We start from the raw sequence: 14,124 nt of genomic DNA, 5'->3' as shown, positions 1-14,124 counted from the left end.
GCGGGCCACCGCGCCCCGGCCCGCCGGTCAGTCCGCGTATGCGAGGAGCAGGCTCGTGCGCACCGGCCGGGCGGTCCCGGGTCCCCGGGGGGGGTCCTGTTCAGTCCGCGTACGCGAGGAGCAGGCACAGGGCCGTGAAGGGGACGACGCACCCGCCGAGCAGGGTCAGTGCCGCCGGAACCGCCGCCGTCAGCCGTTCCCGTCCCTTGCGCCGGCCCGAGCGGAACACCGCGCGGGCCGGGGCGAGCGGCAGCACCACGAGGCCGAGGAGGACCACCGGCACCACGACCCGGCTGAACGCGGTGGTCCCGGCGTCGGTGACCGTGTGCCAGGCGGTCGTGCCGAAGACCGCCGCCAGGGCGGCCAGCAGGCCGAACGAGAGGGCCGACGCCACGGCCACGATCAGCCCTTCGGTCAGCCGCTCGGCCCGCGTACGCTCCCCGTGCGCTTCCCCTGCCCCGCCGTGCCCCATGTCCGTCTCCCCCCCGGTGTCGCGGCTCGGTGGCGCAAGTGCTCCGTGCCCGCAGGGGCGATGGTGTCACGGGCCGTCGACCCGTCGTCGTCCGGGGACGTCGAAGGTCGTGGGCATCAGGGGCACGGGCGTCGAGGTCGTGGGCGTCGAGGTCGTGGGTGTCCGTCCATCGAGGTCACGGGCGTCCGTCCGGGGAAGGCCGGTCCGGGACCCGCAGCCCGGCCAGGAGCCGGTCGAGCGCCTGTCGCGCGGCCACGGGGTCCCCGCCCCGCGCGATCCAGAGCGCGGTCTCGTTCATCGCCCCCGAGAGCAGCCGGGCCAGGGGCTCCACCGGCTGGTCGGCGATGGTCCCGGCCGCGACGAGCGCTTCCAGGGCCTCGGTGAGGTGCCGGGCCGAGGACTCCTCGTCCAGGGTGCGCCACTCGTCCCAGCCCAGTACGGTCGGCGCGTCGACCAGCAGGATCCGCCGTACCGCCGAATCGGTGCCCGCGTCCAGGAAGGCGCCGCAGCCGGCCCGGAGTTGTTCCCAGAGGTCCGTGTGCCGTCCGGCCTCGGCCGCGACCCGCTCGCCCAGTTCGCGCTGGACCTCGGAGACGACGGCCCGGAAGAGTCCGGCCTTGCTGTCGAAGTGGTGGTAGGCGGCCCCCTTGGTGACCCCGGCGGCCCGGGCCACCTCGGCCAGCACCACGTGGTGGTAGCCGTCGGCGGCGAACCGCCGCCTCCCCTCGGCCAGCAGCGCCCGCCGCGTGGCCGCCCGCTGCTCCGCCCGGTTGACCGCCATCTCCCTCACCCTTCCGTTTTCGCGTACCCCGAGTATGCTAACGCCACGATTCGCATACCCCAGGTATGCGAAAGGGAAACGGAGGACCCTTGACATGACGACCCCTGCCATGACGAACGGACTCGGCACCACCACGCCCGCGACCGCGCTCAGCGGCTTCTACCCGGTGCTCGCCACCGGGGACGTGGCGGCCTCCCGCGACTTCTACACCCGGCACTTCGGGTTCGAGGTGACCTTCGAGGCGGACTGGTACGTCAGCCTGCGCCGCCCCGACGCCCCGCAGTACGAGCTCACCCTCCTCGACCACGCCCACCCGACCGTCCCCGAGGGCCACCGGGCCGCGCTCCGGGGCGGCCTGCTGCTGAACTTCGAGGTGGGCGACGTGGACGCCGAGCACCGGCGGCTCGTGGCCGGGGCCGGGCTGCCCGAAGTCCTGTCCCTGCGCACCGAGGAGTTCGGGCAGCGGCACTTCGTCGTCGCCGCCCCCGACGGGGTGCTGATCGACGTCATCACCGTCGTCCCGCCCGGCGAGGAGTACGCCGCCCTGTACACCGGCGCCTGAGGTCCGGCGCGGGGCCGCCGGTCGCGCGTTCCTCAGCTCAGTCGTACGACCGCCTTGTGGACGGCCGCGAGGGTGCCCGGGGTGACGCGGAGCCGGAGCGCGGCGCCCGTGCCCAGGACCTGGACCGCCGGGTCCCGGGAGAGGACGGCGGAGACGGGGCGGTTCCACGTCAGGTCGATCGTCGCGCCGTCCCGGAGCGGGCCGGAGACGCAGAGCGTGGCCGTGGTGCCCGACTCGCGGATCAGGACCGAGGCGGGGGCACCGGCCGTGACCGCGCCGACCGTGCCGGCCACCCAGAGGTTGACGCCGGTGAGGCCGAGCGAGGGGACGCGTACGCCCTGGTGGTCGTTGGTGTTGGCGAGGACGGTGACCCAGCCCTGGTCGGCCGCGCGGGCCGCTGTCCGCTCCCGGCTCGCCCCGGGCATGAGGACGTACGCGTACGTCGCCCAGGTCGGATCGGTGCCGTGGTCGAACCAGAGCGTCAGGTACCGGCGCGTGACCGGGTCGGTCACGGCGCCCTGGTTGATCTCCGACCACCTGCCCGTGCGCGCCTGGCGCAGGGCCTTCAGGGAGGCGGGCGCGCCGCCGGGGAAGACGTAGCCGGCGTGTCCCGCGAGGTGTGCCCAGCGGGCCCCGGTGAGCGTGGCGCTCCAGCCGGGCGCCGTGGGCTGGGCCGCGCCGTCGACGGTGAGGGCGTGGACGCCGTGCTCGCCGAGGTTGCGGTTGTCCACGGTCGACTCGACGCCGGTGCCGTCGCGGCCGTGGATCCCGGCGCCCAGGCAGACGATCGCGTCGTCGAGGAAGAACCAGGACTTCTTGGCCAGGAGCGTGGAGGACAGCCCCTTCAGGTACTGCCCGACCGCCGCGTACGTGCCGTCCGTCGCCCCGCCGACCCAGCGGACGTCGGGCCGCGCGGCGCCCCAGGCACCGCCCGCGCCGTCGGCGAGCGGCTTGCGCGAGGCGGTGGTGCCGGGCAGCCGGTAGGGGTCGACGGTGGGCCAGAAGTCGTCGCTGTACTGCCCGTTGGCGAAGGTGTCGCCCCACCAGTAGAGCATTCCCGAGCCGCTGTGCCAGGCGCGCAGGTTCTCGCCGTTGCCGTTCTCGTAGTACGTGATGCGCTTCGAGGCCATGGAGAGCGAGGCCGCCCAGCCGGGCCGCCGGTGCACGGCCCGGTCCATGCCGGGGAAGAGCCGGTGCCCGGTCGGCTCGGCGCTCGGCGCGGCCGGGCCGTCGTCGATCCCCTTGAGGCGGGCGAGCGCGGCGACGCCGAGGGCGGGGCTCGTCAGGAGCGGGCTGTAGTGATCGCGGGCGATCCAGCCCTTGACCATGCCCTCCCAGCGGGTCCTCTCGGCGGTCGAGGCGCTCCGGGCGAGCAGGGCGACGCAGGCGATGATCCCGTGGCCGCGCAGGTGGTCGTCCTGCCGGACGGCCCGGGTGTCGGTCTTCTGCACGCCCCGGCTGACCGCCCGGCCGGAGACCGCGTCCATGGCGAGGCCGTTGAAGAGGAAGGGCGCGTACGCCTTTTCGACCGAGTCGAGCACCACTTGCCGGCCGCTGTCGGTGACCTCCCAGGCCGAGCCCTTGAGCAGGGCGAAGAGGTGGGAGAGGCCACCGAGCATGACGGCTCCGTACGAACCGGCGTAGGGGACGTAGGTGTGCTGGACGAAACTGCCGTCGGCGTAGAGGCCGTCGCCGGAGGTGACGTACGGGAAGACGGGCGAGAGCGCGTCGCGGGCCAGGGCGAGCTTCGCCGGGGACTTCCCGAGGACGCCGCGCAGCGCGATGACCCGGCAGAGGTCGACGCGGTTGGCGCCGGTGGAGGTGCCGGTGTAGCTCGCGACCGCGCCGTCGGGGACGAAGTGGTCGACGGCGGCGCAGTGCGCGGCGATCCGGGCGGCGCCGAGGTGGTCGTACAGCAGGACGTCGATGTCGAGCAGCGCCTGCGGGGCGCCGATCTGCCAGCTGTACCAGTTGCCGTACCGGGCCCGGCCCGCGCGGTACGCCTGGTCGTGGAGGTGGTCGAGCCCGGCGAGGATCGCGTCGCGCAGCCCCGGGTCGCCGGTGAGGCCGGTGCCGGGCTGGGCGTACGCCTCGGCGAGGGTGCGCAGCCGCGTGTAGCTGTTCTGGAGGTTGCCGGAGTACGTGTACGACTCGGGGTCCGTGTCCGGGTCGGGGTCCGCGTAGGGGAGGTCCGGCCAGAGCGAGCCGTTCGCCGGGACCATGGCGGCGCGCAGGTCGCGGGCGGTGGCGCCGAGCGCGGCCAGCTTGGCGGCGAAGGGCTCGGCACCCGCGTCGAAACCGGTGCCGAGGATCAGGTCGCGCCAGGTCAGCCGGAGGGCGTCGTAGGCGTCGGCGGCGTGCGCGGGGGACGGCACGGCAAACGGGAGGGCGAGGGCGGCGGTGCCGAGGGCGGCGCGCAGCAGACCTCGACGGGAGAACGGGGAGGCGGTCCCGGCGGCCGGGGAGGAGGACGGGGGCCACGGAGACGGCGAGGACGAGGAGGGCGACGAAGACGGCGGAGGCGATGAGGGCATGGCGAGGCAGACCTCTCGGGTGGGCGTGGGGAAGGACGCCCGGCGGCGGCTTGGTGGCCGACAGCATGACCGAGATAGAAAGCGATTACTACCCCTGCGGGAGAGGGGAGTTCCGTTCCGGAGGGGGCAGGGTGGGGGCCGGGGCTTTCTCGCCTGACGCCCCGTCACTCCTCCTGCGCACGGTCGCCGGTGCTCCAGGTGCGGAGGAGTTCGGCGATGCGGGCGGTGGTGGTGCGGGGGTCGTAGAGCTCGTGCGCGAGCGCGGTGAGCTGTGCGCGGGTGGGGTCCGCCGGGATGCCGCCGGCGTTGAGGTACATGACGGCGACGGCGCAGGCGACGGTGAGGTTGGAGCGCTCCAGCCAGCGGCAGCGGCCGAGGGTGTGGACGAGCGCGGCGGCGCGGGCGTAGGGACCGTCGTAGACAGGCTGGTCGAAGAGCTCGGCCCGGTGGCGGGCGACGGCGGCGAGGGGGACGCCGAGGTCGTCGGGGGCGGGGTCGGCACGGCCGGCGCGTTCGGTGACTTCGAGGATCCAGGACAGGTCGATGTGCAGGGCCATGCTCACGCAGCGGCGCCCCGGTCACGCCGGGCGGGGGTGCGCGGGGAGGCGGGGCCGGCTGCGAGGGCGGCCTCCAGATCGGCTTCCAGGCCTGCTTCCAGGTCGTCGAGGAAGCCGCCGTGGGCGTCGATCAGCTTCTGGGCGGCGGCCATTCCGGCCGCCCGGGCGCCGCTGGTGTCCTCGGCGATGAGACGCTCGATGTACCGGTTGAAGTCCAGGCCGCGGGCGGCGGCCGCGTCTTTGCCTGCGGCAAGCATGTCGGGGGTCAGGCGGAGCTGGGTCTGCTTCCTGGTGCTGCTCATGCACAGCAAGGTAGCAGGGTGGTAGCAGGTGTGCGAGGGGGCGGTACATCTGTACAGCCCTGCGCCACGCGACCGCCGGCGAGCGGGTCCGACTCCCGGGTGTCGGCGTTTCGGCCATGGCCCTCTCGGGTCACCGGCCGGACTCCGCACGGATCGGTGCACGTGACCGAGGGTCGTAGTCGGCGGGTGACGCTCTCTTCGGTGGAGGCCACCGGCAGGTGGAGGGAGCCGGTCGGCGGATCTTGAGAGCGACGGCCGACGGGCCGGGATCCGGCTTGGGCACGGTGCGTGGCCGATGGTGGCGACCATCTGTCTGGCGTGTTCCTCGAGGGCCGCGCAGAGACAGGAGACGCCCGCGGCCACCCGAACGTTCAGCGGCGGGACCAAGGGGCTCGGCCTTCGGGAGTCAGTTGCCGGCCAGGCCCCATGCGTCGAGCCCGCCGTAGATATGGGCCCTCAGGCAGCGGGGAGCGCTGAAGCCCGAGGCTTCGCCGCGGTAGACGGCGATGAGCGAGTCCTTTCCCCGCCACCAGGTGTCGGCGATTCCCTGGACTTCGGGTACCGGCTCGAATCCGTCGAGGTTCAGGTCCTCGACGGCGCTGCCTTTGATCTTCGTGATGGTCTTGGCCCAGTAGCCCGCGTGGTGGGCCAGTGCCAGCGCTTCCACCCATCCCTCCGTGCCGGCGTGCAGCGGCGTCCAGTGGTCGGCGTCGATCCCGAACTCACCTCCTGGCCCGATCATGAACCCGTGGGCCATGGAGACACGACAGTCGCCGACCGGGAACCGCCATCCGCTTATGGCCGAGCCCTCGGGGGCATCGGCTTCCAGAACACGCGGGCCGCCCTCGTATGCGGGGGCCGGGGGCAGGGCGAGACCGCCCCAGCGCTCCTGGAAGGCGACGGCCCGGTCGATCTCGGCATCCGGAATCCCTTGCTTGAGCCACGCCTCCCGGAAAAGCTCGAGGTCGCGGTGTGGAACGCGCAGCCCGTGTCCCTCGACGAAGTGACGAGCTCGCCGGCTCAAGCCTTCGGGCGCCCGAGGAATCAGCGGCACTCGGGAGTCCGCCGTCACGATCGCCGCCTCTCGGACGGAGAGGCCGGTACGGCCGGGTGCGGCGGTGCCGACGGCTGCGGAGCGCCGGACCAGCGGACGGGGGCGCCATCGGGGCCGCCGGTGAGCCAGGAACCGTCTCCCAGGGGCACCAGCTCGTAGGGGTTGTCCACCTCGACGGTGAACTCGCCGCTGAGGGTGCCCGTGCGTACGTCGACCAGGTGGTGGCGGAACCACTCCTCCTCGTCCTGAGTCTCACCGCCCAGGGTGACGACGGCCGTGTCCTCGGTCAGGTAGCCGCCGCTCCATTCCACGAAGGACTCCTCCGGGTCGTATCCGAAGGCTTCGACGGGGAGGGTGAAGAGCACGTCCCCGTCGGGGTGGCGGTGAAAGGCGACGTCCGCCTGCTCGTGGTCCACGGTCATGAACTGGTGCCCGGACGGAGCCAGGTCGATCAGGCAGCGGTCCTGCCACGGGTACGTCACGAACTCCGGCTCGCTGTCCGCTCCGCCCGTACCCCGGAGGATGACGGAGCCGTCCTGACCCTCACCGATGTCGAGGTAGATGCTGCCGTCCGTGGGATGGACGTGGTGGAAGGCGCCGTGCCCGACCGTCTCCAGTTCCCGGCGGGCGACCACCGCACCCGTGTCGGCGTCGTGCACGACCCACTGGTCCCCGTCCCCGCGTCCCGCCATCGCGTCCGGCCGGTAGACCCACACCGTCCGGCCATCCAGAGACAGTGCACAGCCGGGCCGGTGGCCATGACGTACGTCGGAGTGCGGTTCGAAGTCCGAGGCCCACACGAGGTCGCCGGCCCGCGTGAGGCAGACGACTCCGTTCAGCGTCGTGTACACGACCCGCTCCAGATCCCGCCGGACCACCGACGCCACGACCTCCTCGCCGTCCCTCGGCTGGAAAACCACTGCGGGCTCCAGCGTCCCGTAGACGTCGGGGCCCACGACGTAGGCGTGGATCCGCCCGTCGCGGAGACGCGTGATGACCTTCGGTGGCGGCTCAGGAATCATCCGCCGAGGGTAACGCCCAGCTCAAGAGCCATCGAGAGCAATACGTCTCGACGACCCAGGGTTACGGAAGCAAGATCCGCCAAGGAGGAATCTCGGTCGCAGCGCACCCGGCACGAACAGGCTTTCGCCCTCTCGCGGGTTCCGCATCACGTCCGAAAGACATGTGTTCGAGAAGTCGGGCGTCCTCGTTGAGCCTGACGACACCCCGACTTCCCCCGGAGGCCTACGACATGCTCACGCGACTCGACGCGGCGGCGCCTCTCCATGCCCGTTGAGCGGCGGGCGGCACACCGTGCCGGTGGACGTGCACCTGATCGCCGTACGCGACGGGGAGAAGGGGCTCGAGGTACTGCTGTCCAGGCGGGCCGGGGCCGTCTACGCCACGGGGCACTGGCACTTCCCCTCCGGACACGTCGACGGGGGCGGCGAGGACGTCGTCACCGCGCTCGTCCGCGAGACGCGGGAGGAGACGGGCCTGGTCGTGGAGCCGGAGGACGTGCGCGTCGCGGTCACCGTGCACCACCGTTCGCCGTCCGGCGACGCGCGGGTCGGGTTCTTCTTCGAGGTCCGCCGTTGGTCCGGGACGCCCGGCGTGATGGAGCCCGAGGTGTGCGACGGCATGGGGTGGTTCTCGCTGGACGCCCCGCCGGAGCCGATGGTCGCCTACTGCCGCGCCGGACTGGACGCGTACCGGACCGGTGCCGGGGTCGCGCTGCACTTCCAGGAGCCGGGCGACCCGATCGGCCACGAACCGGCCGCGGACCGGCTCCGCGTCGTCCCCGCGCGGGCGACCGCCGGGACCGGCGGAACCCGCAGACCCTCCTGACAGGCCGGTCCTCCCGACGAGCCGGTGCGGGCATCCGCCGGAGCCGTCGCCCGCTCCCGGCAGCGGCGTGACGCCGTACAGGATCAGATGTCGCCCCGGACGAGGGCGTGCAGGTGCTGGTCGTGCCAGCCGTCCTCGTGCAGCAGCGCGCCGCGCATGGTGCCTTCGAGGGAGTATCCGGCCCTGTCCGCCACGCGGCAGGACGCCGGGTTGGCCACCGAGTGGCAGAGGCGCAGGCGGTGCAGGCCGAGATCGTCCAGGGCCCACGCGCCGAGGCGCTTCACGGCCTCGACCGCCACACCGGCGCCGCGCGCGGCGGGGAGGAGCCAGTAGACGATTTCGGCGCTGCCGCCGGCGAGGTCGACGTCACCCCATCCGGCCAGTCCCACCGCCTCCCGACCCGGTCGTGCGACGGCCCAGATCGTGCTCAGTTCGGCCCGTCGGCGCTCGTGCATCCGCGCGATCCTCCGGCGCGCGTCCTCGGGCGTCTCCACCGACAGGCGGTTCCACCGGCGGATGTCGGGGTCCCGGGCGGCGGTCATCAGGGCGTCGGCGTCGGAGAGCCGCCAGGGGCGCAGCTCCAGGCCGTTCGGGAGGTCGAGCACCGGTTGCTCCGCCTCGGCCATCCGGCCCGCGGGAACGACTGCCGGTATGGGTGAACCGAAGATCATCGCGGCATCCTGCCACAGCCCTCGGCCACAGCCGTCGGCGGCAGGCCGGGCCCGGCCTCCGAGACCACCGACAGCACGGGGACCTGAAGGACCGTCAATGCGCTCGCCGTGTGTCCATATGCGCGAAACTCCCCGATCTCTGCTCGATCCTGCTTACAACCCGCCCTCATTGAACACCTATTGACACGCACCTGATCGCCCCGTCAGAGTCGTCACGCGTCCGCTGCCGTATGTCTTGAGGAGCGATGAACCCATGCCAAAACTCCCCGCAGTCTCACGCCGCCTGCTCCTGGGAGGCGCTCTGGCCACCACCGGGGCGCTGGCGACCGGGGTGGGATCCGCCCCCGACGCGGCCGCGGCGGTGACGGCGGCGTCCGCGCCGCGCCGGAAGCCGGGCCAGAAGTCGATGATCGAGGTGCCCTACGAGGTCCACCGGACGGTGCGCGTCGGTGTGATCGGACTGGGCAACCGGGGTTCCGGCATGACCACGGGCTGGTCCGTGGTCCCCGGCTGTACGGTCACCGCCGTCTGCGACGTGCGCGCCGACCGCGCCAAGCGGGTCGCGGACGGCCTCGCCGCCGCCGGCAAACCCCGCCCCGCCGAGTACGGCGGCTCGGCCGACGCGTACGCGCAGATGCTGCGGCGTGAGGACATCGACCTCGTCTACATCGCCACGCCCTGGGAGTTCCACTACGCGCAGGGCAAGGCCGCGCTCCTCGCCGGGAAGCACGTCGTGGTCGAGCTGCCCATCGCCACGGAGCTCGACGAGCTGTGGGACCTCGTCGACACCTCCGAGCGCACCCGCAGGCACCTGATGCTCTCGGAGAACTGCAGCTACGGCCGCAACGAGCTGGCCATGCTCAAGATGGCGCACGAAGGCCTCTTCGGCGATGTCACCAACGGGCACGGCGGCTACCTGCACGACCTGCGCGAACTGCTTTTCTCCGACACGTACTACACCGACGCGTGGCGTCGGCTGTGGCACACCCGGAGCACCGCCTCCTTCTACGCCATGCACGGTCTCGCGCCGATCGCCGCCGCCATGGACATCAACCGGGGCGACCGGATGACCACACTGCGCGCCACGGCGACCGAGCCGAAGGGGCTGGCCGACTACCGGGCGCGGTTCGTGCCCAGGAACCACCCCTCGTGGAACGAGACGTACGTCAACGGCGATCTGGTCACCTGTCTGATCGAGACGGCCAAGGGCCGGATCATCCGCGCCGAGCACGACGTGAGTTCCCCCCGGCCCTACAGCCGGATCAACTCCCTCGCCGGCAGCCGGGGCATCTTCGAGGACTACGCGGGCGTGCTGTCGGCCGGGGGCGGCCGCGTCTACGTCGAGCCGGACCACAGCGGACACTCCTGGCGGTCCTTCGACTCCTACCGCAAGGAGTTCGACCACTGGCTGTGGAAGAAGATCGGTGACGACGCGGAGAACAACGGCGGTCACGGCGGCATGGACTACGTCTTGCAGTGGCGGACGGTCCAGCTCATGCGGGCGGGCCTCGTGCCCGACATCGACGTCTACGACTCGGCGGCCTGGTGCGCCCCCGTCCCCCTGAGTGTCATGTCCCTGGCGGCGAAGGGGCGTCCCGTGCAGATCCCCGACTTCACCCGGGGCGCCTGGGTCAACCTCCGCACGGGCCTCGACTCGCGCGCCACCGAGATGCCCCCTGTCGTCTGACACCGCCTCCGTCCCCGCCCCTGCCCCCGTCGTGAAGGAGCAGTACGTGAGACCAGCAGGACTGATCGGATCGCTCGGGACCGTCCTCGTGGCGGGCGCCCTCGCGCTCCTCCCGATATCGACCGCGACCGCGGCCCCGACGGCGCCGGCGGCTGCGACCGCGAACCCAGCCGCGACCGCGGCAGCCGCCACAGCGGTGACGATCTCCCCCGTCGACCTGGACGGCCCGGCCGTCTCGACGGTGAGGGTGACCGTCACCAACGCGGGACCGGAGCGGATGCGCTCGCTGAAGGTGTCCTTCGGGGGGCCGGTCGGCTGGGCCGTCCAGCCCTCGGTCCTCCAGGTGGGCGGTTCCCTCGCCAAGGGCGTCTCCGCCGAGGCCACCTTCCGGATCCAGGTGCCGGAGCGGCGTCCCGGCTTCACCGTCCGCACGTTCACCGCGACCGCGACCTACCGGGGCGGCGACGGAGCCGGGTCCGCCACCGGGACCAGGACGCAGCACAGCGGCACTCCCCTGGCGAACCTGGCCGCCGCGTACAACAACGTGGGGGTGACCGACGAGAGCGACACGAAGCCCGGCGACTACGACGGCGGGGGCAACAGCTTCTCCGCGCAGAAGCTCGCCGACGCCGGGCTGCGTCCCGGCGGGACCGTCAACGCCCTGGGCGCGGAGCTGCGCTGGCCGAACGTGCCGAGCGGCACCAGGAACAACGTCTCCGCCGCGGGGCAGGCCATCGCCCTGAGCGGCAAGGGCGGCAGGCTCGTCTTCCTCGGCTCCGGCGTCACGAGCGGGGCGTCGGGCACCGCGACCGTCTACTACACGGACGGGACGAGCGGCACCGGCTCGTTCGGGTTCCCGAACTGGTCGTTCGACCCGGCGAACGCCCACGGCGCGACCCTGGTGGCGTCGAGCGACGGACGCAACCGGCCCGACGGGTACGGGAACGCCGGTATCGCGTACCGCGTGTTCGCCCACTCGATCCCCCTCGACCCCACCAAGCAGGTGGAGTTCGTGGTGCTGCCGGGGAACGGCAACATCCACCTCTTCGACCTGGCCATCGCCCCCTGATCCCCATCCCGCTCCCGTCCCGGACGTGCCCGGCGTCCGGGGCGGGAGCGGCGGGGGTGACGAGCGAGAGGAGAGATGAGGAGCGGGACGGCCGTTCACTAGGGTGAGGGCCATGCCTGCCACGTTGAGTTCAACGAAGACCGCCGCCGCACTGCGCACGGCGGCACGCGTTTCCGCCGAGTCGTTGCTGGTCCTGCTGATGGCGGCGGTGACGCTGTGGATCCTGGGCCGCATGTGGTCGGTCGTCTGGCCGCTCATAGTGGCCCTCTTCCTCACCACCATGACCTGGCCCCTCGCCCGTTTCCTGCGGAGGCTCGGCTGGCCCCCCGCCCTGGCCGCGGGCGTGGTCACCGTCCTCTTCCTCGTGGTCGTCGCGGGCATCGTCGCGCTGATCGCGGTGCCGGTCGCGTCCCAGTCCGGGGAGTTGGCCGACGGCGTGGTGGAGGGCATCCAGAAACTGCGCGAGTGGGCCGCCGGGCCGCCGCTGAACATCGGGGACGACCAGATCTCCAGCGCCTTCGACACCGCGGTCGCGCGGATCCAGGACAGCGTCGGCAGCATGGTCACCACCGTCGTCACGGGGGTGAGCACCGTGTTCAACGGGCTCGTCACCGCCGTCCTCGCGCTCTTCCTGATGTTCTTCTTCCTCAAGGACGGCCCGCGCTTCCTGCCGTGGCTCACCCGCCAGCTCCCCGGCCGCCTGGCCACCGACGTGCCCGTCGTGGCCGCGCGCGGCTGGGAGACCCTGGGCGCGTTCGTGCGCTCGCAGGCGTTCGTCGGCCTGCTCGACGCGGTGTTCATCGGCCTGGGCCTGTGGTTCCTCGACGTGCCCCTGGTGCTTCCGCTGGCCGTGCTGACCTTCGTCTCCGCGTTCGTACCGATCGTGGGAGCCCTGTTCGCGGGCCTGGTCGCGGTCCTCATCGCGCTGGTGTCGAACGGCCTGACGGACGCCCTGCTCGTCCTCGCGATCATCGTCGTGGTGCAGCAGCTGGAGGGCAACGTGTTCCAGCCGATGATCCAGAGCCGCGGCCTCGGTCTGCACGCGGCGGTCGTCCTGCTCGCGGTGACGCTGGGCGGCAGCCTGGCCGGCATCGTGGGCAGCCTCCTCGCGGTGCCCGCGGCCGCGCTGATCGCGGTGGCCTGGAACTACCTCCGCGAGCAGCTCGCCGCTCCCCCTCGGGAACCGGACCCCGACGAGCCGCACACCGCCGCCGTACCGTCGTGAAACCCGCCGCCCCCTCCCGGACGTCCGCGTCACGGGAGGGGGCGGCGGTGTCTCGAAACGCTTCCCCTTGTCACCCGTAAGTTGAGGTGATGGGCCGATCACCGGACCGGCCGCCGGATCGGGCACCACAATGCGCGCATGGACGAACACTGGAAGCGACGACTCGACAGAATGCGTGCGGGCCTCGTGCGGGAGGGCGACCCCGTCGCCTGGGTGACCGAGGTCGACGCCGCGCAGGCCGTCACGCGGTATCCACGGCTCGCCGTTCGCGGTTCGCTGTTCGGAGTGGCGGCGCGGGAGGAGGGGGCGGACGCCCCGTGGCGGGTGGTGATGCCGGTGCAGACCGGAATGCCGCAGGAGGCCCGGGACAGCCTGCAGTCGAAGTTCTTCTTCTGGGCCAAGGACGACACCGACGACCCGAAGGTGCGGCGCGAACTCCTCGCGGCCGTGCGCGTGCTCGAACGGGAGCCGGTCGACGAGGTCGTCGTCATGGGGACCACGTACCGGATCGTGCGCGGCGACGAGGTCGCGCGGACGGGCGCCGACGGCCTGGAGCCGCCGCGCCCCACCGATCCGGAGCCGGTCTTCCGGGTCTGGGAGCGGCAGCGCGGTGCCCGCCGCTGCCTGGACACCGACGCCGTGCTCGATCCGGAGAGGGCGAGCGGGCTCATGGCCGAGGCCCTGCGGATCGGGCTGCGGGAGTTCCACTACGCCGGGAAGCGCTACCCCGCCGCCGTCCGGGCCGACTCCCGGAAGGCGGTCACCACCCATCCGGACATCGCCATGCTGCCCGTCGGCTTCGGCGCCGTGGAGCGCGCCGGTGACGTCTGGCAGCCGCTCGGCGGCCTGTCGCCGACCCCGCACGAGGCGCGGCGGGACCTGTACGGGGACCTCACCGACCTGTGGGCGCGGCTGTACAAGTGGGACGACGGGAAGCGGGAGCGGTACCGGCGGGCCGGTGAGCTGTTCCGGGCGGCCGAGCGTGCCGACCGGGTGCAGGTGGACGGCCGGGAGTTCCGGATCTGCCGGGTCGAGCGGCTGGTCCGGTTCGGTCCCGACGGCCCCGAGGGGCCGCGCCCCTCGGACGTCGACGAGTACGGGCCGACGAAGATGCACCCGCGCATGGACGAGGACGGCACCCTGCACTACGAGGAGAAGGACGCGTAGGCGGACGCGGCCCGTCGTCTTCGCGCACCCGGACGGAGAGCCGTTCCGTCCGGGTGCGGATACGGCCGATCGGAGGGGCGTCCTCCGTCCGCGAGGACGTCCCTCCCCGAAAAGCCCGTGCGACCTGGCCCGGAGCCCGATCCGGAGGGACCGGTGCGGGCCGGTGTCGCACAAGCATCGCCCCGCCGTCATGGA

General features: G+C 72.6%; 14 protein-coding genes. 6 read left to right on the top strand and 8 right to left on the bottom strand.

Going from position 1 to position 14,124, the window contains the following annotated elements; translation table 11 throughout:
* Window positions 1-100: 100 nt before the first annotated feature.
* Together ACIQVI_RS06905 and ACIQVI_RS06900 are read right to left on the bottom strand one after the other, a co-directional pair.
* Window positions 101-472 (bottom strand): hypothetical protein, encoded by a 372-nt coding sequence (locus tag ACIQVI_RS06905; RefSeq protein WP_403591977.1) that lies wholly within the window; start codon window positions 470-472, stop codon window positions 101-103.
* Window positions 473-647: 175 nt separating this feature from the next.
* Complete coding sequence (locus ACIQVI_RS06900; protein ID WP_403591974.1) at window positions 648-1,253, bottom strand: TetR/AcrR family transcriptional regulator; 606 nt, start codon at window positions 1,251-1,253, stop codon at window positions 648-650.
* A 94-nt stretch (window positions 1,254-1,347) separates the two neighbouring features.
* On the opposite strand from ACIQVI_RS06900, the gene ACIQVI_RS06895 reads away from it, so the two are divergent.
* Window positions 1,348-1,815 carry a VOC family protein gene (locus ACIQVI_RS06895; RefSeq protein WP_403591971.1) on the top strand — a complete coding sequence of 156 codons (468 nt, stop codon included), beginning with the start codon at window positions 1,348-1,350 and terminating at the stop codon, window positions 1,813-1,815.
* A 32-nt stretch (window positions 1,816-1,847) separates the two neighbouring features.
* Here ACIQVI_RS06895 and ACIQVI_RS06890 read toward each other — a convergent pair whose 3' ends face one another.
* The 5 genes from ACIQVI_RS06890 to ACIQVI_RS06870 form a co-directional block, all read right to left on the bottom strand.
* Window positions 1,848-4,349 carry a polysaccharide lyase 8 family protein gene (locus ACIQVI_RS06890; RefSeq protein WP_403591968.1) on the bottom strand — a complete coding sequence of 834 codons (2,502 nt, stop codon included), beginning with the start codon at window positions 4,347-4,349 and terminating at the stop codon, window positions 1,848-1,850.
* A 164-nt stretch (window positions 4,350-4,513) separates the two neighbouring features.
* Window positions 4,514-4,906 carry a fic family toxin-antitoxin system, toxin component gene (locus tag ACIQVI_RS06885; RefSeq protein ID WP_403592312.1) on the bottom strand — a complete coding sequence of 131 codons (393 nt, stop codon included), beginning with the start codon at window positions 4,904-4,906 and terminating at the stop codon, window positions 4,514-4,516.
* Between the two features lie 2 nt (window positions 4,907-4,908).
* Entirely contained in the window at window positions 4,909-5,208 is a 300-nt protein-coding gene (locus ACIQVI_RS06880; RefSeq protein WP_351972057.1) for a hypothetical protein, read from the bottom strand.
* Window positions 5,209-5,614: 406 nt separating this feature from the next.
* Window positions 5,615-6,280 (bottom strand): hypothetical protein, encoded by a 666-nt coding sequence (locus tag ACIQVI_RS06875; protein ID WP_403591965.1) that lies wholly within the window; start codon window positions 6,278-6,280, stop codon window positions 5,615-5,617.
* Entirely contained in the window at window positions 6,277-7,284 is a 1,008-nt protein-coding gene (locus ACIQVI_RS06870; RefSeq protein ID WP_403591962.1) for a hypothetical protein, read from the bottom strand. Before ACIQVI_RS06870 ends, ACIQVI_RS06875 begins: the two co-directional genes overlap by 4 nt.
* Window positions 7,285-7,582: 298 nt before the next feature.
* On the opposite strand from ACIQVI_RS06870, the gene ACIQVI_RS06865 reads away from it, so the two are divergent.
* Window positions 7,583-8,110, top strand: a complete 528-nt coding sequence (locus ACIQVI_RS06865; RefSeq protein WP_403591959.1) for an NUDIX domain-containing protein — start codon at window positions 7,583-7,585, stop codon at window positions 8,108-8,110.
* A gap of 83 nt (window positions 8,111-8,193) precedes the next feature.
* Here ACIQVI_RS06865 and ACIQVI_RS06860 read toward each other — a convergent pair whose 3' ends face one another.
* Complete coding sequence (locus ACIQVI_RS06860; RefSeq protein WP_403591957.1) at window positions 8,194-8,781, bottom strand: GNAT family N-acetyltransferase; 588 nt, start codon at window positions 8,779-8,781, stop codon at window positions 8,194-8,196.
* Window positions 8,782-9,034: 253 nt separating this feature from the next.
* Here ACIQVI_RS06860 and ACIQVI_RS06855 point away from each other — a divergent pair, with 253 nt between their 5' ends.
* From ACIQVI_RS06855 to ACIQVI_RS06840, 4 genes are all read left to right on the top strand, one after another.
* Window positions 9,035-10,468: a Gfo/Idh/MocA family protein gene (locus ACIQVI_RS06855; RefSeq protein WP_403591954.1), complete on the top strand. Its 1,434-nt coding sequence runs from the start codon at window positions 9,035-9,037 to the stop codon at window positions 10,466-10,468.
* A 196-nt stretch (window positions 10,469-10,664) separates the two neighbouring features.
* A complete protein-coding gene (locus tag ACIQVI_RS06850; RefSeq protein ID WP_403592309.1) occupies window positions 10,665-11,537 on the top strand; it encodes an NEW3 domain-containing protein in 873 nt (290 codons plus the stop codon).
* A gap of 112 nt (window positions 11,538-11,649) precedes the next feature.
* Window positions 11,650-12,762 carry an AI-2E family transporter gene (locus ACIQVI_RS06845; RefSeq protein WP_403591951.1) on the top strand — a complete coding sequence of 371 codons (1,113 nt, stop codon included), beginning with the start codon at window positions 11,650-11,652 and terminating at the stop codon, window positions 12,760-12,762.
* A gap of 138 nt (window positions 12,763-12,900) precedes the next feature.
* Window positions 12,901-13,929 (top strand): DUF5954 family protein, encoded by a 1,029-nt coding sequence (locus ACIQVI_RS06840; RefSeq protein ID WP_403591948.1) that lies wholly within the window; start codon window positions 12,901-12,903, stop codon window positions 13,927-13,929.
* Window positions 13,930-14,124: the final 195 nt, after the last annotated feature.

Source organism: Streptomyces sp. NPDC098101 (assembly GCF_044760185.1).
Classification (GTDB): Bacteria; Actinomycetota; Actinomycetes; order Streptomycetales; family Streptomycetaceae; genus Streptomyces.
The sequence above is the reverse complement of the archived record's forward strand: the minus strand, read 5'-3'. Positions and strand labels throughout refer to the sequence as shown.

Bases quoted from the DNA above. Each gene is read 5' to 3' on its own strand.
- ACIQVI_RS06905 (WP_403591977.1), bottom strand. From the start codon at position 472: ATGGGGCACGGCGGGGCAGGGGAAGCGCACGGGGAGCGTACGCGGGCC.
- ACIQVI_RS06900 (WP_403591974.1), bottom strand. From the start codon at position 1,253: ATGGCGGTCAACCGGGCGGAGCAGCGGGCGGCCACGCGGCGGGCGCTG.
- ACIQVI_RS06895 (WP_403591971.1), top strand. From the start codon at position 1,348: ATGACGACCCCTGCCATGACGAACGGACTCGGCACCACCACGCCCGCG.
- ACIQVI_RS06890 (WP_403591968.1), bottom strand. From the start codon at position 4,349: ATGCCCTCATCGCCTCCGCCGTCTTCGTCGCCCTCCTCGTCCTCGCCG.
- ACIQVI_RS06885 (WP_403592312.1), bottom strand. From the start codon at position 4,906: ATGGCCCTGCACATCGACCTGTCCTGGATCCTCGAAGTCACCGAACGC.
- ACIQVI_RS06880 (WP_351972057.1), bottom strand. From the start codon at position 5,208: ATGAGCAGCACCAGGAAGCAGACCCAGCTCCGCCTGACCCCCGACATG.
- ACIQVI_RS06870 (WP_403591962.1), bottom strand. From the start codon at position 7,284: ATGATTCCTGAGCCGCCACCGAAGGTCATCACGCGTCTCCGCGACGGG.
- ACIQVI_RS06860 (WP_403591957.1), bottom strand. From the start codon at position 8,781: ATGATCTTCGGTTCACCCATACCGGCAGTCGTTCCCGCGGGCCGGATG.
- ACIQVI_RS06855 (WP_403591954.1), top strand. From the start codon at position 9,035: ATGCCAAAACTCCCCGCAGTCTCACGCCGCCTGCTCCTGGGAGGCGCT.
- ACIQVI_RS06845 (WP_403591951.1), top strand. From the start codon at position 11,650: ATGCCTGCCACGTTGAGTTCAACGAAGACCGCCGCCGCACTGCGCACG.
- ACIQVI_RS06840 (WP_403591948.1), top strand. From the start codon at position 12,901: ATGGACGAACACTGGAAGCGACGACTCGACAGAATGCGTGCGGGCCTC.